This window comes from Halohasta sp. A2, assembly GCF_056175805.1.
On sequence record NZ_JAQFWV010000037.1, the window covers coordinates 1 to 19,691 of the forward strand.

General features: G+C 60.2%; 19 protein-coding genes and 1 pseudogene. 11 read left to right on the plus strand and 9 right to left on the minus strand.

The window, feature by feature from the left end; genetic code table 11:
- Nucleotides 1-374 precede the first annotated feature (374 nt).
- The 3 genes from O2S87_RS11350 (at nt 375) to O2S87_RS11360 (ending at nt 2,882) form a co-directional block, all read left to right on the plus strand.
- A complete protein-coding gene (locus O2S87_RS11350) occupies nt 375-1,517 on the plus strand; it encodes a CBS domain-containing protein (protein ID WP_475408905.1) in 1,143 nt (380 codons plus the stop codon).
- Nucleotides 1,518-1,628: 111 nt separating this feature from the next.
- The gene (locus O2S87_RS11355; protein ID WP_475408906.1) at nt 1,629-2,465 is read left to right on the plus strand and encodes a ubiquinol-cytochrome c reductase iron-sulfur subunit; all 837 of its coding nucleotides are present in this window, start codon (nt 1,629-1,631) and stop codon (nt 2,463-2,465) included.
- Between the two features lie 60 nt (nt 2,466-2,525).
- Nucleotides 2,526-2,882, plus strand: a complete 357-nt coding sequence (locus O2S87_RS11360) for a DUF8113 family protein (RefSeq protein ID WP_475408907.1) — start codon at nt 2,526-2,528, stop codon at nt 2,880-2,882.
- Between the two features lie 165 nt (nt 2,883-3,047).
- Here the strand turns inward: O2S87_RS11360 and O2S87_RS11365 are convergent, their stop codons facing one another.
- Both O2S87_RS11365 and O2S87_RS11370 read right to left on the minus strand, forming a co-directional pair.
- On the minus strand, nt 3,048-4,985 hold the full coding sequence (locus O2S87_RS11365) for a molybdopterin biosynthesis protein (protein WP_475408908.1): 1,938 nt from the start codon (nt 4,983-4,985) through the stop codon (nt 3,048-3,050).
- Nucleotides 4,982-6,238 (minus strand): molybdopterin molybdotransferase MoeA, encoded by a 1,257-nt coding sequence (locus O2S87_RS11370; RefSeq protein WP_475408909.1) that lies wholly within the window; start codon nt 6,236-6,238, stop codon nt 4,982-4,984. Before O2S87_RS11370 ends, O2S87_RS11365 begins: the two co-directional genes overlap by 4 nt.
- Nucleotides 6,239-6,367: 129 nt before the next feature.
- Between O2S87_RS11370 and O2S87_RS11375 the strand changes: the two genes are divergently transcribed.
- Together O2S87_RS11375 and O2S87_RS11380 are read left to right on the plus strand one after the other, a co-directional pair.
- Complete coding sequence (locus O2S87_RS11375) at nt 6,368-6,730, plus strand: Hsp20/alpha crystallin family protein (RefSeq protein WP_475408910.1); 363 nt, start codon at nt 6,368-6,370, stop codon at nt 6,728-6,730.
- Nucleotides 6,731-8,413 (plus strand): ABC1 kinase family protein, encoded by a 1,683-nt coding sequence (locus O2S87_RS11380; RefSeq protein WP_475408911.1) that lies wholly within the window; start codon nt 6,731-6,733, stop codon nt 8,411-8,413. It abuts the gene before it with no gap.
- Nucleotides 8,414-8,482: 69 nt separating this feature from the next.
- Here the strand turns inward: O2S87_RS11380 and O2S87_RS11385 are convergent, their stop codons facing one another.
- Nucleotides 8,483-8,650, minus strand: coding sequence for a DUF5786 family protein (locus O2S87_RS11385; protein WP_475408929.1), 168 nt, complete (start codon nt 8,648-8,650; stop codon nt 8,483-8,485).
- A 167-nt stretch (nt 8,651-8,817) separates the two neighbouring features.
- On the opposite strand from O2S87_RS11385, the gene O2S87_RS11390 reads away from it, so the two are divergent.
- Nucleotides 8,818-9,867, plus strand: a complete 1,050-nt coding sequence (locus O2S87_RS11390; RefSeq protein WP_475408912.1) for a DUF5784 family protein — start codon at nt 8,818-8,820, stop codon at nt 9,865-9,867.
- A gap of 17 nt (nt 9,868-9,884) precedes the next feature.
- Here the strand turns inward: O2S87_RS11390 and O2S87_RS11395 are convergent, their stop codons facing one another.
- Nucleotides 9,885-10,169, minus strand: coding sequence for a DUF5789 family protein (locus O2S87_RS11395; RefSeq protein WP_475408913.1), 285 nt, complete (start codon nt 10,167-10,169; stop codon nt 9,885-9,887).
- A 294-nt stretch (nt 10,170-10,463) separates the two neighbouring features.
- On the opposite strand from O2S87_RS11395, the gene O2S87_RS11400 reads away from it, so the two are divergent.
- Both O2S87_RS11400 and hemB read left to right on the plus strand, forming a co-directional pair.
- Nucleotides 10,464-10,628 carry a DUF6757 family protein gene (locus tag O2S87_RS11400; RefSeq protein WP_475408930.1) on the plus strand — a complete coding sequence of 55 codons (165 nt, stop codon included), beginning with the start codon at nt 10,464-10,466 and terminating at the stop codon, nt 10,626-10,628.
- Between the two features lie 89 nt (nt 10,629-10,717).
- Nucleotides 10,718-11,704, plus strand: coding sequence for a porphobilinogen synthase (gene hemB, locus O2S87_RS11405; RefSeq protein ID WP_475408914.1), 987 nt, complete (start codon nt 10,718-10,720; stop codon nt 11,702-11,704).
- A gap of 1 nt (nt 11,705) precedes the next feature.
- Here the strand turns inward: hemB and O2S87_RS11410 are convergent, their stop codons facing one another.
- The 3 genes from O2S87_RS11410 to O2S87_RS11420 all read right to left on the minus strand — a co-directional run bounded on the left by O2S87_RS11410 (nt 11,706) and on the right by O2S87_RS11420 (nt 15,575).
- The gene (locus O2S87_RS11410; protein WP_475408915.1) at nt 11,706-12,134 is read right to left on the minus strand and encodes an iron-sulfur cluster assembly scaffold protein; all 429 of its coding nucleotides are present in this window, start codon (nt 12,132-12,134) and stop codon (nt 11,706-11,708) included.
- Between the two features lie 1,073 nt (nt 12,135-13,207).
- Entirely contained in the window at nt 13,208-14,074 is an 867-nt protein-coding gene (gene otsB, locus O2S87_RS11415; RefSeq protein WP_475408916.1) for a trehalose-phosphatase, read from the minus strand.
- Complete coding sequence (locus O2S87_RS11420) at nt 14,058-15,575, minus strand: alpha,alpha-trehalose-phosphate synthase (UDP-forming) (RefSeq protein ID WP_475408917.1); 1,518 nt, start codon at nt 15,573-15,575, stop codon at nt 14,058-14,060. The genes otsB and O2S87_RS11420 overlap by 17 nt, the downstream gene beginning before the upstream one ends.
- A gap of 376 nt (nt 15,576-15,951) precedes the next feature.
- On the opposite strand from O2S87_RS11420, the gene O2S87_RS11425 reads away from it, so the two are divergent.
- The 3 genes from O2S87_RS11425 to O2S87_RS11435 all read left to right on the plus strand — a co-directional run bounded on the left by O2S87_RS11425 (nt 15,952) and on the right by O2S87_RS11435 (nt 17,976).
- Nucleotides 15,952-16,533: a DUF2062 domain-containing protein gene (locus O2S87_RS11425; protein ID WP_475408918.1), complete on the plus strand. Its 582-nt coding sequence runs from the start codon at nt 15,952-15,954 to the stop codon at nt 16,531-16,533.
- Between the two features lie 67 nt (nt 16,534-16,600).
- Nucleotides 16,601-17,260, plus strand: a complete 660-nt coding sequence (gene tenA / locus O2S87_RS11430; RefSeq protein ID WP_475408919.1) for a thiaminase II — start codon at nt 16,601-16,603, stop codon at nt 17,258-17,260.
- Nucleotides 17,257-17,976, plus strand: coding sequence for a TenA family protein (locus tag O2S87_RS11435; RefSeq protein ID WP_475408920.1), 720 nt, complete (start codon nt 17,257-17,259; stop codon nt 17,974-17,976). Before tenA ends, O2S87_RS11435 begins: the two co-directional genes overlap by 4 nt.
- A gap of 37 nt (nt 17,977-18,013) precedes the next feature.
- On the opposite strand, the gene mobB is transcribed toward O2S87_RS11435, so the two are convergent.
- Together mobB and O2S87_RS11445 are read right to left on the minus strand one after the other, a co-directional pair.
- On the minus strand, nt 18,014-18,475 hold the full coding sequence (gene mobB, locus O2S87_RS11440; RefSeq protein ID WP_475408921.1) for a molybdopterin-guanine dinucleotide biosynthesis protein B: 462 nt from the start codon (nt 18,473-18,475) through the stop codon (nt 18,014-18,016).
- A 68-nt stretch (nt 18,476-18,543) separates the two neighbouring features.
- Nucleotides 18,544-19,499, minus strand: a pseudogene (locus O2S87_RS11445) (TIGR03557 family F420-dependent LLM class oxidoreductase).
- Between the last annotated feature and the right edge of the window lie 192 nt (nt 19,500-19,691).

Here is a 19,691-nt window from a genome sequence, read left to right on the forward strand (position 1 = left end):
AAGCGTCTCAACCGCCACGAGATTAAAGAACTCGTCTATCCAAGGCTCATCTTGCAGGGTTTGAGTGCTGCTGGACACGGCTTCTCAACCCTGCTCTTTCGTATGCGACGTATTCTATGACACCCTCAGGTAGAACCAATCGCCAGCAACTACTGATTATAACACCGATACCAGCAGCGGAGTGTTGCCCGGATTTGTACCAATCCCCCAGATGTGTCAGCCTTCGGTGTGCGTTTTCATGCTGGCGGACACGTCTGTGTCGACCGGCAGTTGTATCGTATACGCAGTTACATTACTGCGTGCGATCCGGTGGAAAACCGTGCTACAGTGCAACAAGGTTCAATACGCTTGACGATGTACCTACAACTTGGACTATGGATATAACTGATATTGTTATGACGGAGTTCGTCGAAGTCGAAGTCGACGAGCGGCTCGCAAAGGTGCGAGCGAAGTTCGAGGAGGCGAACCCCCGAGGTGTCATCGTCACCGACGATGGCGACTACGAAGGTGTTATCGGTGAGTCCGAACTCGTCAAATCCCAGATTCAGGACGACACCAAAGCGAGCGTCCTGATGACCTCGGCGCCGCGAGTCGACTACCACGAAGACGTCCGGGAGGTCGCTCGACTGCTCGTCGAGGGCGACGTGCGGATCGCGCCGGTGTTCCGTGGCGAGGTGCTGGCGGGCATCATCACGACGGATGCGATTCTCGAAGCAGTTCTGGAGAATCTCGATGTTCTTATTGTTGAACAGATCTTCACCGAGGAGGTCGTCGATATCACGGCGAAGTCGACAGTCGGCCAGGCGATAAACCGACTCCGCGAACACGGCATCTCGCGGCTGCCAGTCGTCGACGAAAACGGGTCGCTTGACGGCGTGATCACGACCCACGACATCGTCGACTTCGTGGTCCGAGACCACCAACGCCAAGAAAAGGGCGACCGGAGCGGCGACCGCGACCGGATGTTGGATCTGCCGGTCGAGAACCTGATGACTAGTCCGGTGTTGACGGTCACGCCCGACGAGAGCGTCAAAACGGCCGTCGAACGCATGTTCGACCAGAACATCTCCGGGCTCGTCGTCACGAACGGCGACGACCAACAGACGGTCACCGGCGTGCTCACCAAAACCGACGTGCTGCGTGCGCTGACGTTCACCGAAGAGGAGACAATGGACGTCCAGATCACCAACGTCGACCTGCTGGATACAATCAGTCGCGAAGAGATCGTCGAGTCGATCACCTCGGTAGTCGACAAGTACCAAGACATGAACGTGATGCACGCCCACGTTCGGTTCCACGAGCACAAGGAGAAACTCCGCGGAACGCCGCTGATCCAATCACAGATCAGACTCCGGACGAGCCACGGCCAGTTGGCGGGCTCCGGCGAGGGGTACGGCGCGAACCACGCCTTCCACGTCGCGCTCGACAAACTCGAACGCAACGTGATCGAACTCAAAGGCGTTAATGCGGACAAGGAGTACCGTGGCCAACTCCTCCGGAAACTCAACGAGATCTAAACGCTCGGTCGGTCACGACGAGAGGCCGACGAGCTTTTGTTAGTTACTGGCCGACAGAACCCAAACCATCCATTTCGTCATGCTTTTTACCGGTCCGTTCAAAGTGAAGATATGAGCGCAGACGACAAGTATCCCGCAGAATCCGGCCGTCGACGGTTTGTCAAGGGTGTTGTCGGTGGGGCAGCACTCGCCGGAGTTGGGACGACCGGTGCGGCATCTATTAATACGTTGACGACCTCGGCGGGAGCCGGCGGCGGGTCTGTCGAGGCGATGGTGATCGAAAACGTCGCTGGCCCCGCGCCGCGTGGCATGCCACAGATTCCGATCGAGATCGACGACGAAGGCTACATCAAGGGGTTGTGGCCCGAGATCGACACCGAGGAGGTCGAAGGTGTCGAAATCGAAGTTGCTCGCGAGGAACTCGGCGGCATGGAGTACAGCCAGGAGTGGTTCCAGTACTGTGGACTCGAGTCCAACAACGGACTCCGACCCAATTACGATTCGGACAACTACTTCAAGGCTGATCCGGCCGCGAGCTACGAGTGGCAGACCGACGCCAAAGAGGAGGGCGACCGGTTCAACGTCGACGATTTCGACGACTACCAGGAATGGGGCAACGACATCGGTGACACGGGGGTTGGCAAACCCGCCGCGGCTATCTGGCGGTCGGGCGACTCGGAAAACGTGATCCCTGTGATCATCCTGCGATCCGAACAGATCGAACAGGCCGCCGAGGACAACGAGTGGCTCAGCGCCAGCACCGATCAGGGCTTCATCGCGTGGCTCAACAAGTGCACCCACTACTGCTGTGTCCCTGGGTACAAAATCGCTGGCGACGCCTCAAAGTACGACGCCGAAAACAAAGTGTACTGTGGCTGTCACCAGTCAGTCTACGATCCGTTTTCGATCATCAGCGCACTGTACGTCTCCCGTCCACGCCCGGAATAATCCAAGGCTCGCCACGGGCCCATCCACCGGACTTTTCTGCGTTCTTCCCGCAGTGGAGCTATGGCCGACGCTACTGGATTCCAGACGGAACTCGACCGTGCCCGGAGCCTGCTCGATGCCGAGGACCTCACCGCGATCCATCTCGGCGTTATTCACGACGACCAGACGGTCGACACGATCTCCTCGCGGCGTACCGGTGATGGCACCAGACCTGAACTCCAGACGCTGTCGCTGTTAGCGACGCATCTCCGTGCGGTTGCAACCGAGGCTGGCGTCGACTACGAAACGGTCGCCGAAGATGCGGCCGCAGTAGCCGCCCAGCTCGAAGCGCTCCCAGTCGAATCCTCGAACGCTGAGAGAAGTCCCGGAACCGACTCCTCAAAAACCGACAGAACCGACGACCAAGCACCTGAATAACCAGTTTTCGAGTGGTCGCCTGAATCATATTTAAAAAATCTCGACATCTAGAAGTGCGTGAAGCCCCAGCTATCTGAGCGACCGAACCGCTCGCACGACTGTTGATTGAGCGTTGGTCCGTGTTATCCACTTCCTACTGTACTGGTAGGAACTCCATACACCGACTCACTCGCCAGCGAACCGATAGCCAGCTAGCGAGGAACCGTCCGGTGACAGGTCTGCGACTTCGGCCCGTAGGTTCTCAACGGAAGGTTTCTCGATCCGATCGGAATTGGCGAGCAGGTCGACCCGCTGGTCGCCCAGCGAGACGAACTCCAGCCCGAGCTTGTCGGCGGTCGTCCGCAACCCCACACCGACATCTGCACGACCGTCAAGCACGCGTCTGGCTGGACTTTCGATCGCTTTCATCGCCGAGTCGAAGCCATCGATCGACTGTGTTAGTTCGTGCTGTGAGATGCCACGTTCGTCAGCCACAGCAGCGAGTTCGGCCGACAAACTCGTTCTGAGGCCGGAGGTAGCCTCCCTGTTACTAAGTCGAATATCGCGGTCGACGAGGTCTTCGACCGACTCGATCGAGTCCGGATTCCCGTCCGGAACGAGCAATCCCCACTCACGGTACCAGTGGCCTACCGAGACGGCTGCCGTTTCGATGTCAGTCTCATACGCACGGTCGACGCCGCCAGCGACAACCGCGAAATCCGGCAGTCCAGTACGCAGTCGACGCAGCCCCTCACGGCTCCCAAGCGGCAGATATCGCACCGAGGCAAGCCGATCGAGCAGTTTGTTGAGTGCAGGGTCGTCCTCGCCGATGCCCAACAGCGCGGGCGACTGGACGTCCGGCGAGAACAGCTGGACGGTCACCGCTTCGCCAGCGGCCACGTAGTCGGTGTCGGGATCGACCGCCACAACGCCATCGGCCTCGACAAGGCTCGTTGTCGCCCCCGAGCCCTTGTCGACCGGGTACACCAGTCGAGTCCCGTGTTGGTCTTCGAGGACACCGACCGAAAGCAGGCGGAGCCGACCCTCCTCGGTGCGGGTTTCGACCGCCATCTCGCCGTCGACGGTGGCGGTCGACGGCTCGGGCAGGCCAGCTGTCGACCGGAGTTTCGGAGCGACGAACACCCGGAAGATCGTCAGCGCAGAAACCGGGTAGCCTGGCAACCCGATGTAGGCCGATTGGTCGTCTTCGGCCGTGTCGATCCGCCCAACGAGCATCGGCTTGCCGGGTTTGACCGACACGCCGTGGACGAGTAGTTCGCCGCTGTCTTCGATCACCCGGTAGATCACGTCGACCGCGCTGGCCGAAGTCGAGCCCGACGAAAGCACCAGATCACAGTCGGCAGCGGCCTCACGGAGCAGTCGCTCCAACGCTTCGATATCGTCGCCCGCATGCGGATAGACGACCGGCTCGCCACCGGCAGCCTCGACACCGGCGGCGATCGTGTAGCTGTTGACGTCGTGGATCTGGCCGCGCTCGCTGGCGAGGGGCTCGCCGGGACGGACGAGTTCCTCGCCGGTCGAGATAATAGCTACCCGTGGGCGAGCAATGACGACCACACTGTCGACGCCGAGCGCCGACAGCAGGCCGATCTCGCGGGGCGTGAGCAGTCTGCCCGGCCCAAGTGCTCGTGCTCCCGCGGCGATATCGCTTCCGGCAACCATGACGTTCTCACCGGGAGTGACGGCGGTTCGAACCTCGATCAGCCGTTCGCCGTTGGAGCCTTCGATCTCGGCGGTTCGTTCGACAACGACGACCGCGTCAGCAGCCGGCGGCATGACGGCCCCCGTCGAGATTTCGACACAGGTGCCGGGTTCGACGCTGACTGTCGGCTCCTCGCCAGCGTGGACCGTGCCCGCACGTTCGAACACGACCGGCTCGCTCTCGTCAGCACCGAACGTCTCGCGCGCACGGACCGCGTAGCCGTCCATCGATGCGCGGTCGAACCCCGGCACGTCGATGGCGGCGTCGACGCGCTCGGCGAGCACGCGACCATGGGCGTCTTCGAGGTCGACTACCTCCGTTTGCCCACCCAACTCCAGCGAGTCGATCGTGTCGTGAACCGTTTCGGGATCGGCGAGCGTGCGGAACTGTTTGCGGCTCATGGCTGGAACTCCCAGGTTTCGACCGCCACGCGCTCGCCCGCATCGTACCCCTCCAGTGGTTCGGGGACGACCACCCAGCCGTCGGCCAGCGCGACACTCGACAGCACGCCGGCTCCGGAGGTGCGTGTCGGGGTGGCAGTCAGGTTCTCTGTCTCGTATTCGATGTCGACTTCGACGTCGCTGTCGACGCCGACTTCCACACGCGCAAACGTCCGGGTTCCAGGTTCACTGGGGATCTTTCGGGAGAGCGTCGCCTCACGAGTGGGGTGTGGCTCGATCGGCAGGTGGCCCGTTTTCTTCACTGCCGGTCGGAGCAACTGCATCGCGGTCACGATACATGAGACCGGATACCCCGGTAACATGACGATCGGCGTCTCTGCGACCACACCGAAGCCAACAGGGTAGCCGGGTTTGAGCCCGACGCCGTGGACCAGCACCTCGCCGAGTTCGTCGACGACCTCGGGAATCAGATCCCGGTCGCCGACCGACGAGCCGCCGGTGGTGACAACCAGATCCTTCGTGAGATCACGCTGGATCGCCGCCCGAAGCGCGGCCCGGTCGTCAGTAACGATATCGCGGTAGGTCGCGTTGCCGCCCCACTGTGTGACGTACTGCGAGACCGTGAGTCCGTTCGTCTCGATGATCTCGCCGGGCTCTGGCTCTGCTTCGACCAACTCCTCGCCGGTCGGGACGACACCAACGGTCGGCCGTTTATATACCTCAACTGATCGAAGTCCGACTGACCTGAGCAGACCCAAATCCGAGGGTCGAAGCCGATGGCCCGATTCGTACAGCGTCTGGCCCTCGGCGACATCCTCGCCGGTATCACCGACGTTCTCACCTTCGGCGACCGCCTCGTATACTTCTATTTGGTTGGTGGTTTCGTCGACCTGTTCGATCATGACGACCGCGTCCGCGCCCGTCGGGAGTTCGCTTCCGGTATGAACGCGCCGGGCGGTTCCTGGGGCGATCTCGTCTTCGGATGGGACGATATCCAACACCAAAGGTGACCGTGAGTTGGCACCGAAAGTGTCGGCCGCGCGAACGGCAAACCCGTCCATCGCCGCGCGGTCGTAGCTGGGTACGGGATCGCGCGCACGGATCGTGGTCGCGACGACTCGGCCGTCGGCCCTCTCGAGCGGGAGCCGTTCGGTACGGTCGTGCGGGTCGACCGCTGCCAACAGTGTGTCGACAGCCCTACGAAGCCGGGTTCGGTCTTTGAACCCCGAACCGTCTCTGTGTGTGGTAGTCATAACTGACTATTGACGTGCAAGCCCCATAAGCCCGCGCGGTGTCGACCGGACCCCTATCCCACCACATTCCGTTTCTGTCGACGGCTACCGACCGCGGGGTTTTTCGACCTCGCGTTCATACTTGTTTGTATGTCACCACTGCGCGATGCGCTCCGAGAACTCCCGGATGCGGTGTTTGCAGACCTTTTGGAATCCGACGACGCCTATCAACTCGTTATCGACCTTCCCGGTGTGACCGCCGACACCGCCGAGCTCGTCGCCGACGGCAGCAGACTGACGATCGAGGCCCGAAGAGAGAAATCGGTCCCAGAGGAGTTCCGGTATCTCCGCGAAGACCGCCCGCTGTTTCTCGACGCGGATCTTCCCTTGCCGCGTGATGCCGACGGCGAGAACGCGTCAGCAGCTATCGACCGTGGCGTACTCGAAATCACGATCCCGAAAACAACCGACGAGGCCGGGCAAGCCATTCCAATAGATGATGCCGCGGAGTAGGTGATCGTTCTGGTCTCCCTTCGCGCCTACTGGCGGTTCGTCATCGTCATCTACCAGTTCTCCCCGCTGTTGGTCGCCTACCTCCGAGACCGTCGACGCTATCTCCTCTTCGGAGGCTCCAGACGCGTCACTACCGAGATGCAACTTGGCCGCGCCAGTATTCTCTTGGAGACGTTGTTGACCCTCGGACCGACGTTTATCAAACTCGGCCAGCTGTTGTCGACGCGACCCGACATTCTTCCGAAAGCCTATATCGACGTGCTGTCGAGCCTCCAAGACGACGTCCCGCCAGCGCCTTGGGACGAATCCAAGCTCGTAATCGAAGACGAACTCGGGCCCATTGACGACGTATTCGACGAGTTCGACACCGAGCCGATCAGCGGTGCGAGCCTCGGACAGGTGTATCTCGCCACCTATGAAGGCGAGCAGGTCGCCGTCAAGATCCGTCGACCCAACATCGAATCGCTCGTCGAGGCCGACCTCACCGTGTTGCGGTGGTCGATCCCGATTCTCGTCCGGTTTCTCGGACAGGGCCGGGCCTTTTCGCTCGACAGTCTGGCCGACGAGTTCGCCAAGACGATTCGCCAGGAGATGGACTACAGCCGCGAGCGCGACATTCTCGAAGAGATCCGTGGCAACTTCGATGACAACCGGGATATCGAAATCCCGGAACCGGTCGACGCGGCGTGTGGCCCGCGCGTTCTTACGATGGAGTACCTACCGGGCGTCAAAATCACCGACATCGAGCGACTCGACGAGATGGGTCTCGACCGAACCGAACTCGCGACCAAACTTCAGCGCATTTATTTGCAGATGATCATCGAAGACGGCGTGTTCCACGCCGACCCGCATCCCGGCAATCTAGCGGTCGCCGATGATGGCTCGGTCATTTTCTACGACTTCGGGATGAGCAGTACGGTCGACACCTTCATTCAGGAGAAAATCGCCGAGTTCTACCTCGCGGTCGCCAACCAGAATATCGACGCGATTCTCGACACGCTGATCGATATGGGGACGCTCAGCCCGACCGCCGACCGGCAGGTAATGGGTGAAGTCATGGAGCTAGCGATCGCCGACGCCCGTGGCGACGACATCGAGCAGTACCGTGTCAACCAGATCGTCGAGCAGGTCGAGTCGACGATCTACGAGTTCCCGCTTCGCTTGCCACGGAATCTCGCGCTCGTATTGCGCGTCGCGACAGTTGTCGAAGGTGTGTGCGTGACGCTCGACGAGGACTTCGATTTCATTTCGGTTGCGACCGACTACCTGACCGAAACGGGCTACCGCGAACAGACGGCAAAACGGCTCCTCGAAGAAGGGGGCCAGCAGGTCCAACAGACCGCCCAGGCACTGTTTACGGTTCCACCCAAACTCAACCGGGTTCTCGACACCGTTGAGCGCGAGAACCTCACGGTCAACGTCCAGATCGACGACGAGAACCACGTGCTCGACAAACTGGCAAAACGGATCTCCTACTCGATCATCGTCGCGGTCGGGCTGCTGTCGGCGTCGATCATCTACGCGTTCGCTAACGAGTGGCGCATCTCCGCGCTCATTCTCGGACTGACAATGCCGATGGTGTTTTTCCTCTATCGCTCGTTCAAAGAGCCCCGCGGGCTTCGGGCCCGACCACAGTTCACCCGTCAGAGCCTCCGTGAACGTCGCGGACCAGGAAATAACTGAGCCCAGCAGCAGCGCTGTCGCTCACAGTTGGCCTTCGTCTACGACTGGAAAACATCGGAGCAATCAGGACTACTCACTGTGGAGTTTCTCGAACTGTTCGAGCAGTTCATCCGCTGACTCGCCCGAATCGTAGGTCAGTGAGCCGCGGAACTCCGGGCGTTGGTGATCGAAATCCGCGTCGACCGTCGCGGTCTTCGCTTCGCGTCGCTCGTGTTCGTCTTCGTCGTATGCACCCATAGACATGGTATACCATACCTTGGAGAATGACAAACAAATATGTATCGGTGGTGTGAGTGCGGTGACGGAAAAACGGGTCTCGATGACCGTGTCGACTGATCTGTCGGCTCCAGCGGTCGACTGTAACAATCAGAATATGTAACTGCCCCCGCTGTCTCAGAACACGTGTGGCACGACCGCTTCGCTTCAGATACGCCCCTGACCACTGGTCAGACGGTCGTGTAAAATCGGCTATATTCGAACCGCTTGATCGGAATCTCGGCGCGACGATGCGCCAGCCGTGGTTCCAGTCGCCGTCGGGCTACGAGGCTCGGCGCTTCGAGATGGACAACGGCGATATCGCGCTCTTCTGTTGGACAGACGGCGACGAGGGACCGACCGGGACCGACGGTGGCCCCGGTGGCTACTGGCTCGGTAACACCGAAACGCCGAGTTCGCTCTGGCGAACCGAAAAATACGGCTTCGAGGAGGTCCCGTATCCGATTCGGCGCTGGGCCGAACGCGAACTCCTCGCACAGCTTCACATGGAATCGCCGTGGCTCGAAGCTTACCCGCACCTCTCGTGGTTCTTTCTGCCGGTCTTTCTCTCGAAGGACGGCCGCGAGACAACCCGCGAGTTCTTTTCGGAGCACGCTGCAGGCTTTCCGGACACCACCGCTGAGGAGGCACTCGATTACTACGAGTCAGTGCTCCACACCGGCGCGCTCGACCCGTATCAGGCCGAGATGGCCGGTAAACTCGGCACCTCGAGCTACCTCGATCTCACGCGGATGACCGCCGCGATGGGCGAGTTCAACGCGGCAAAGCTGCTGGTCGACGCTGGCTACGAGATCACCCCTGAGATCGAGGTGACCACCGGCCACTCGATCGATTACCGTGCCGACCCACCAGGGTCGGATGGTGGCCAAGGCGTGCTGGTCGAGGTGACTCGACCGCTGCCACCCGGTCGACGCTCGGCCGACTCGCCGCTGACCGCCGTCCGCGAGACGGCCAAAACCAAAACCGACGGCCAACTCGACGCCCATGCTGGTGGCGTCGTTCTCTTCGTCGACTGCTCGTCGTTCCCCGACGACGACTGGCAGGTGATCGCGGCCGAACGACCCGACGTTCGGCACCGACCGGCGGTCGTCTTCCGGGCTCGTCCCGACGGCTCCATCGAGGCATATAAAAAAGGTCGGCTGCCGCTCACACTCGATGGCACGGTCGACTTCTTATAAAAGTGGTCTGCGACTTTTTAAAACGAAACCTGTTGTGGGCCGTACTCACCGGGCGCGTACTGATCGCGGTCGCTGTAAAAGCGACGGCCGATTGCCCGGTGACTCACGGCGTTTAACAGGGCCCCTCTCACCTCTTCGGCGTTCTCGTACGTCTCCGTATCGAGTCGACCGAGGATTTCACCGATCGTTTCGGTTCCATTTGGGAGATCAATCTCATTGTCACCGTAGTCTGCGATGAGTTCGGCTGTCGACGCCGGATAGCTGTGACCAACGAACACGTGGTTGGATGCGTTCAAGCGCATACACTACCATTTATGCAGTAGAACTTAATGATTATCCATTAGGAATATGTTGTGACCTCTCAGTGCTGATATGCGCTACTACCTGTTACTTGCCACCGATTGACCGAACCGTTCGACACCGGTGTGGGTCGCTTCTGGCAGACGACGGAGGATTGCAACCTGCTGTCGACTGGTCGTACTGCTGCTGACGAATGGGTGTTAGGCCGAGCGAGATTCGGCGGTGTGAGCTTCGAGCGTTTTCGGCGTCGACTGCTGGGGCGCTGGGTTAAACCGTTTCGAGCCCCAATATCGGATATGCGCTGTCATTACTGTGAGGACGAAGCCACGTTTGCGGCCGAAAAGGGTGGTGTGAAGGTCGGGCTCTGCACTGATCACTTCCGCGAGCGACTCGAACGTATCAGCGATTCTGACGAGCTGGCCGCACTCGAAGAACAGCTCGACGTGACCCGTACCGACTGAGAACTGGTCTCTCGTATCGCACTTTAATCGTGATTTTGTGTGCGGTGGGGAGCGATATGCCTTTGGACGCCGCGTGCTGACAACGCGGTATGACATTTAAGCCGACCGACCGGCCACGGCGTCTTCGAACCGACGGGATTCGGCCACTGGTTCGCGAGACGACGCTCGACGCACAGGACCTCATCGCGCCGGTGTTCGTCGACGAAACAATCGACGAACGCCTCTCGATCTCCTCGATGCCGGGCCACGAACGCGTCCCCGTCGACGAGGCCGCCGCGCGGGTCGAAGAAATTCTACAAACGGGCGTCGAAGCCGTCATGATATTCGGAATTCCCGACTCGAAAGACGAGGTCGGCACGCAAGCCTATGCCGAAGACGGCGTCGTCCAGCAGGGAATCCGTGAGATCACCGCCCACACTGACGCCTACGTCATCGGTGATGTCTGTCTCTGTGAGTACACCGACCACGGCCACTGTGGCGTTGTCGAACCTCACGCGCACGAGAACCCGACGTTGACAGTGAAAAACGATGAAACACTCGATCTGTTGGCCCAGACAGCCGTTTCACAGGCGAAAGCCGGAGCCGACATGGTTGCCCCCTCAAGCATGACCGACGGAATGGTCGGTGCGATCCGGACGGCGCTCGACGACGCAGGCTTCGACCATATCCCGATCATGAGCTACGCCGCCAAGTACGAATCCTCGTTCTACGGCCCGTTCCGCGACGCCGCAGACGGTGCACCCGCGTTTGGTGACCGTCGACACTACCAGATGGACCCCGCCAATGCTCGCGAGGCGCTCCGCGAGGTCCGACTGGACGTCGACGAGGGGGCCGATGTGCTCATGGTCAAACCCGCGCTGGCGTACCTCGATATCGTCAGCGAGATCCGCAGCGAGTTCGACCACCCGGTTGCAGCTTATAATGTGTCTGGTGAGTATGCGATGGTTCACGCGGCGGCCGAAAAGGGCTGGCTGGATCTCGAAGCCACGGCCTACGAGTCGTTGGTGAGTATCAAACGCGCGGGTGCAGATCTGATCGTGACCTACTTCGCTGAGGAACTGGCCGAACGCCTCTGAGTTAGTCTTCGGTGATCGTCTCGCCGTACTCGTCGGGGTCGAGTTCGCCCGTATAGATTTTCGCGCCGTCCTTGACGACCTGATTGCCCAACACGGCACACGGAATCCGCATCGGTGAGATAGTAACGCCTAACATGTCGACGATGTCATCGGTTTCCAACGCGTCGAGTTCGTCGAGCGTCATACCGACAAGCCGTTCGGAAAGCATGCTTGCGGAGGCCTGTGAGATCGCACAGCCATCACCGGTGAACGTGACGTATGCGATCTCCTCGTCGTTTTCGTCGAGCTGGATGTCCATTTGGATCGTATCGCCACAAGAGGGATTCTCTCCGGTGTGTGTGAACGTAGGATTCTCAAGTTCCCCGTAGTTCCGGGGACTTTTGTAGTGATCGAGAATCTGCTGGCGGTACATATCCGTCCCCATTCCCATATACCTACTACTGGTGAGGCGTTCTAAAAAGGGTTCCGGGCTCCGTACTACACACCTGTTTCGGCTGGCCCGAACGAATGTGACAGATGAGACCCGACGAGCCGTCGCTCCCTCCGCCGGATCGAGTTCGTCTAGCTACTTGATAAGCTGCCGATCGATATCCTCCGAGAGAGATTCATGAAGGAATATTCGGAGATACAGGATCGGTTTCCCTGAACACGATCATATCGAGCCTGGCCTCTGTGTCCTGTGTGCCTTGGATGGTGATACGAAACACATCGAGGAGCTTCGAGACCGCATTCGCGTCGAGCCCCTCGCCGCCGCTGATGCCGTTGTCGATGCTCGAGTCTGCAGTCAGGTTGACCGCGAACGTGTCCTCGGCGGTCGCATCGACGTACGAACTGTTCGGACCCGGATCCGGTTTGCTCCCCAGATTGCCATCGGTGTCGTTGGCGACCTAGACGTCGACGTACCGGTCTGCGGTCACGGGCCTGAACGCGCTAGCCCCCAGTTAAGCTGTCCGACCGGCAGCGAGCGATCCGAGTCCAACTGTGAATTTGCGTCGTTCATTGATCGTACCTCAGTTGACACGCACTCCCAGACACTGTCGCTGTCTGCGGTGTGCATCTTATCGATCAGGAAGAACCTACTTTAGAATGGACAGGCTACGAAGTCGATAGGTAGTGTATTCATTCAATGAATACAGTGTATTCAGCTGGTGCAGGTGGTGTATGTCACCCCTGCGGCCCAGGAGCACTCCTGTGAACGGTTTGTAGTTATCAAATATGAATTACATGTTCTCCTACGTATGAGTAGGACGTCTATAACCGCAGACTGTGTGCCGAAGAATCCAATTATAGGTGGCCAGAACACTCGACTTATCATCATAATCTAACAACTACGGCGTATTTTCTTCGGCGTAAGGGACAGTATACCGACATCCTGATCACGTGGTAACAGAATTATGGTGAATGACGCGATGGTTGCCCACGCTTTGGCCGAGAACGATCGGGCGACAACCGAAGAGTCGACCATCGACCACACAGCACGGGGATTGACGGCAGTGTGGCCGCTCACTCCGTGTCGGTCGAGTCGACGAGTGCGAGTCCATCGGTGACCATCCACTGAATGAACACCTCGGCTTCGGCCGAGGTTCGGACTCGATAGGCGGCGTTCGTTTCGTGGTTGTCGCCGACGTGGACAGTGATCCCCTCGGAAGCGATCGCTCGGAATGCCGCCTCGTCGGTGGTGTCATCCCCTATATAAACGGGAAGCCAGCCGTCGACGCGCTCGCGGAGTTGGTCGATCGCGCTGCCTTTGTCCCAGTCGGCTGCCGGCCGGAGTTCGAGGCTCTCTTTGCCCTCGTGAATCTCGACGGCCGCCTGTCCGTGCTCGGAGACGACCTCGAAAACGTGATCGCGGACCGTCTGGACCGACTCGCGGTCGACCAGTCGGTAGTGGATCGTCGCGGTCACACCCTTGTTTTCGATGACGGATCCTTCGATATCGGCGAGCCGACCCGTGAGTCGCCGACAGATGTTTTCGATCACCGGCTCGGCTTCGACCGCGTCGGGATGGGTTTCTCGAGCCCCATCGATACCGAGTTCAAGGCCGTGGTTGCCGACATAGTCGACGCCGTCGAGGCCGATGCGTGCCCGAAGGTCTTCTAGTCCGCGACCGCTGATTACGGCTGGGCGAACCCGCGGATGGTCGACGAACATGCGAAGCGATCGGAGGTTGGTGGCTGTTGGCTCGGGGGCTTCGGGGTTGTCTTCGATCGGCGAGAGCGTCCCATCGAAATCGGTCGCAAAGAGGAGTCCGTCTGCCCCGGTAAGCTGGTCTCGAACGTGGGCGAGCCGGTCCCAGACGAGCGGTGTTTCCACTGGTTCGGTGGGTGAATCGTCGGTTTCGGGCTGTGATGTGCTATGGTGATCTGACATCGGTCTCTGAAACGTCGGCTGGCTGGTCGAGTGTGAGAGTCGCCTCGAAAACGTCGGCCATCCACGACTGGATGTCGGTCGACGACACCGTCGACCGCAGCGCGGTCATCCGTCGACGGCGCTCGTCGGCGGGCATCGACAGCGCGAGATCGAGCCGCGAGGCGAACGTTTCGGTGTCGGTCGGGTCGATTGAGACCGCCGCATCACCGAGCAGTTCGTGGGCCCCGGCGTGTTCGCTGAGCACGAGCACGCCAGTGCGGTCGATCTGGGCCGAGACGTACTCCATAGCGACGAGGTTCATCCCGTCGGCAAGCGAGCTGACGATGGCCAGATCGCTGTGTCGACACAACCCATAGAGCGCTGCTTCGGTGAGATAGTCGTCGATCTCGACGATCGGCTGCCACTGGTCGGTGCCGAACCGCTCGTTGATTCGCTCGATCGCTCGGTCGACCTGCCGACCGAGTTCACGGTACTCTGGGATCGCCGTCCGGCTTGGGGTGGCCTTCTGAACGTAGGTGACCTCCTCGCGCCAGTTGGGGTGGGCTTCCAACAGTCGCTCGATGGCTGCCAGCCGCTCTGGAATCCCCTTTGTGTAGTCGAGCCGATCGATTCCGACGGCGACCTGTTGGTCGTCGGGGATTCCGTGATCGGCACGGAACTGCTCCCAGAACCCCTCGTCTGGCGCGGCGGCATGGTCGGCGATTCCGTCGGTATCGACGCCCATCGGAAACGACCGAACCTGGGTTTCGTGGCCATCGAGCGAGACGGTCCACGTCTCCCAGTCGACCGAGGCATCGGCACGAACCATCGCCACGGCGTCCAGAAAGTTGGCACAGTACGCCGGTATGTGAAAGCCCAACAGGTCGTTGGCCAACAGCCCATCGAGGAGGTCAGCCTGGTGTGGACAGTCCCGAAAGACCTCGCGTTCGGGCCACGGGATGTGCCAAAATTGGCTGAGCAGGGCGTTCTCGCCGACGGCATCGCGGACGAATCGTGGGGTGAGCCCGAAGTGGTAGTCTTGGAACCAGACCACACTGTCGTCGCCGATCGTTTCGACGACGCGGTCGGCGAACGTCTGGTTGACCGCTCGGTAGCGTTCCCAGTAGCGCTCCTCGAAGGTGATTTTGTCTTCGAGACTGTGGCACAGCGGCCAGAGCACACGGTTGCTGAAGCCGTAGTAGTAGTCGGCGACATCCGATTCGGAGAGCCAGACACGTTTGAGCGTGTATGCCGGCTGTTCGGGCGGGACGCGAACCGCGTCGTTGTCGTCGCTGGCTACCCTATCGGCGTCGCCGTCACCCCACGCAACCCAGGTTCCGTCGGTCTGCTGGACGACTGGATCGAGACCGGCGGTCAGACCCCCGGCGGGCCGATCGACCACCATCTCGTCGTTCTCGTCGAACGTGTGTCGGTAGGGCTGGCGATTCGAGACGACGACGAGTTCTCGGTCAGTTAGCTTCGAAAGCACGGCCGAAATCGGGTCAGTTGCAGTCTCAGACACTGCTGGCCTCCGGTCGATGCCACAACGGATCGATCTGGGCGGAAGGGAGTCGGTTCATGGGGGAGAGGTTACCAGCCGTCTAGCCGTCTCAGCCACAGGATCCGACGGACGACGCTAGTCTCGATGCTCGTTTCAAGCCAGGAGTCGACTGTAGGCAGACGTTGGAGGCTGGCATATCGAGTCGGTCGAGCCATCGGGATGGCACTCGTCGACCGATCTACAAGGAGTCACGCTACCGAGTGAAATGTGATTGTTGGCCAACAACATTCCAACTACGTATCAACAACATACGCTTGTCTATACAGTATGCCAAGCGAGCAGAGGATTGTCACCGGTTGTCAGTAACTACTTCCGTCAGGACCCGAAACCACCGCCAATGCGCGGCACGCAACGGCCACAGAGCCGTTTGGGAAGAGCCTTCCACTGGGCCCGGCGGAAAATCGAGGCCTCGTTTTCCGAGGCGTATACCCCAGAGCAGATCGCGGGGAGCTTTGCTATCGGCGTGTTTCTCACGATGCTACCGTCGCTCGGACTCAATTTGGTCGTGATGGTGGTGTTGGCCTATCGTGTCCGGTGGATCAACAACCTCGCGCTGGTCGCCTCAGGAATCGTGATTAATCCACCCGTCAAATGGGGGATCTACGCGATCAGTATCCCGATCGGGATGCTTCTTATCGGTCCGGTCGAGGTGATCGCCCTGAGAGAGCTCTCGGTCGACGCTGGTGGCGACCTGTTGGTTCGGCTGCTCGTCGGGAACCTCCTGCTCGCGTCTCTCGTTGCACCGCTCAGCTATCTCGTCATCTATCGGATGGTCGTCGCCTACCGGCGTCGCGAACTCGCAGTCGTCGAAGGGGTCGTCGACGTTGTCCTCGAAGAGTTCGACGGAAGTGCTGCCGAACCAACCGATGTCGCACCCGACTCGGATCGTGATCGAATCGAGGAGTCGACGTCGAACTGACCGCATCAGTGTCGTACAACTCAGTTATATCAGCAATTTATATATCGTGTCGGACGCACGTCGACCCATGTCCGGAAGCACCCACCTTCTCGATGCTGGTGCCGACATCTGGGACGCACAGAAAGCCCATCCGTTCGTGGTTGAACTCGCGGATGGAACGCTCGACCCTGACTCGTTCGCTCACTGGATCACACAGGATTATCGGTACCTGCAGGATTATGCCCGACTGTTCGCCATCGCGGGCACCAAGGCCCGCGACGAAGAGACCATGACGGGACTGTTGGGCGTCGCTCATGCTGTTCTCGACACCGAGATGGATCTCCACCGGTCGTTCGCGGCCGACTACGGCATTTCGCGCGAGGAACTCGAAGCCACTGAGAAAGCACCGACCTGCGTTGCCTACACGAACTTTTTGATACGCACCGCCTACCAGGGGAGTCTCGCCGAGATCGCAGCCGCACTCTACCCCTGCATGCAGGGGTATCTCGACGTTGCAGATCACATGGCCTCGTTGGCCGACGAAACACACCGCTACAGGCCCTTTATCGACATGTACACGAGCGATGAGTTCCGCCGGGAGGTCGACTGGTGCCGTGAGTTCGTCGACGACTGCTGGGCGGCCGCTCCGGGCGAACACGAGGTGATGGAGCAGGCCTTTCTCACGAGCGCGAAGCTCGAATACCGGTTTTGGGAGATGGCCTACACCCAGGAGGGGTGGGGGCTATGACCGACGCGTTGACCGATCATCTCGATAGCTACGAGGCATATGCAGCGGCCACCGACGAGCCACGGTTCACCGACTGGCTTCGAGAGCGATCCGAACCGGCCTGGACCGATGCCACTACGCACCGATTCACTCGGGATTTGGGTGCCGAGACGCTCGAAAATCAGGTCATGAGTCAGTACCTTATACAGGATTACGCCTTCGTCGACACCCTCGTCGGTGTCTTTGCGCAGGCGGTCACCGACGCACCGTCGATGACCGAGAAACGACGCCTGATCGAGTTTCTGGACGTGATTACCGACGAGGAAAACGACTACTTCGAACGCTCATTCGACGCCCTCGACGTCTCGGTCGACGAGTGGACCGAACCGGAGCTGACCGGGACGACCGAGGCGCTGGTCGATCTGCTGGTGGCGGCAGGCCACCAAGACGGCTACGCCGAGACACTTGCAGTGCTCGTCCCTGCCGAATGGATCTATCTGACGTGGGCGACCGCTGAAGCCGACGACCGTCCTGAGGCGTTTTACTTCGCCGAGTGGATCGACCTCCACGCGAATCCAGGCTTCGTCTCGTTCGTCAATTGGCTCCGCGAACAGTTGGATGCGGTCGGCCCGACACTCCCGGAGGGCCAGCAACAACGCGTTGCCCGCCTCTTCGGTCGAACCGTCGACTTGGAAGTTGCGTTTTTCGAGGCAGCCTACGATACGAACTCCGAGTAGGAAGTCACTATTTATAAGTCTGCGTTCGATTTCGACGTCAGTCGAACAACGATCCGTCGACGATCCGTTCGGCTAGCTGCTCGATATCGAGCGTCTCGACGGTCCCGCTGGCGACGACCGGCGGCGCAGTGTCGTCTCGCTTGCCGAGTTCTATCTTGGGATACGCCGAATCGTGAAACCCCTCGATGAGAATGTAGTCGTAGCCCGTCGTGCCCAGCGAGTCGACTGTTGATTCGAGAAGTGCAGTCTCGGAGGCAGCCGCGTTCTTGCCCCCGGGCGTGATCTGGAACGAACAGGTCGGCGTCAGCCCGACGACAGTGTCGGCTCCAGCCTCACGGTGGCGGTAGGTGTCCTTGCCGGGCGTGTCGATCTCGATGTCGTGATGGATCGATTTGATCGTCGCCACCCGGCCGTACTGGCCGAGTTCGTCGACGAGCAACTCCATGAGCGTGGTTTTGCCGCTGTCGCTAGGACCGACGAGACACACTGACGTGGTCATTGAAAGAGGGTTAGACAGTTGCAGTAAACAGTGTTTGCTTGATCGATGAGTCCGACACCGTCACCAGTTCAAAGCGAGGGCATCACCTTCGACTCGTAGAACTCGAAAAACGAGGCCTGGTCCGAACCGACCTGGTGGACGTAGACGTGGTCGAAGCCCGCGTCGACGGTCTCTTGAATCATCTCGATGTGAGCGTCAGGGTTGGGGTCCGTGAGGAGTGGAGCCTCGCGCATGTCATCGCTGTCGACCAGTTGGCAGGCCTGTTCGAAATGTGTCGGCGTCGGAAGTTCTTGAGCCAGTTCGCCCGGCAGTAATGTGTTCGGCCACTGAGATATCGCCGTCTCGACGGCCTCCGAGTCGGTCTCTGCATAACAGACCGACAGTTGGGCGAACGCCGGCCCCTCGCCACCGGCGTCTCGGTAGACGTCGACTAACTCGGCCTGTGGGCCGACTGTCCAAAAGCCGTCGGCCCAGTCGGCGACCGCGCCGGCGGTGATCTCGCCGAACGCCGAGGCGACCACCGGCGGTGGGGAGTCCGGAAGCGTGAACAGTCGGGCGTTTTCGACCGTGTAGTGCTCGCCGTGGTGGCTCTGCTGACCGCCCTCCCACAGCGACCGGATCACGTCGACGGCCTCTTCGAGCATGTCGAGTCGAACCCGGTGTTCGGGCCAGTGGTCGCCGAGGATGTGCTCGTTGAGGTTCTCGCCGGTGCCGACACCGAAAAAGAACTCTCCGGGCAGCATCGCCTGGGTCGTCGCGGCCGCTTGAGCGAAATGACCGCCGGATGAATACGCATTGTCGGACAGGTGACGCCGACGCCGACATCGATCCCCTCGGTTGTGGCCGCAAGCCCACCAAGAACGTTCCAGACGAACGGCGCGTTGCCCTGTGCAGAGATCCACGGATGGTAGTGGTCGGAAATCGAACAGAAATCGAATCCGACGCGTTCGGCGTGCTGAGCGTTGCTCAGGAGTTCGGACGGGCCATGCTCCTCGCTCGACAGTGTGTACCCGAGGTGAGTCATGGGTGGAGGGTGTGTGTGTGTGTGTGTGTGTGTGTGTGTGTGTGTGTACCGCACCGCTCGGAGTACGCCGAGTCAACGCAAAAACGGCCTTCGTTATCAACCGACATGTCGAAGCCTGCGAGGCTCTCTTCGCATGACCGCTTCTCGAAAGCGCTACTACAACTGATAATTAGAGACAGAGTCTTAATAAGC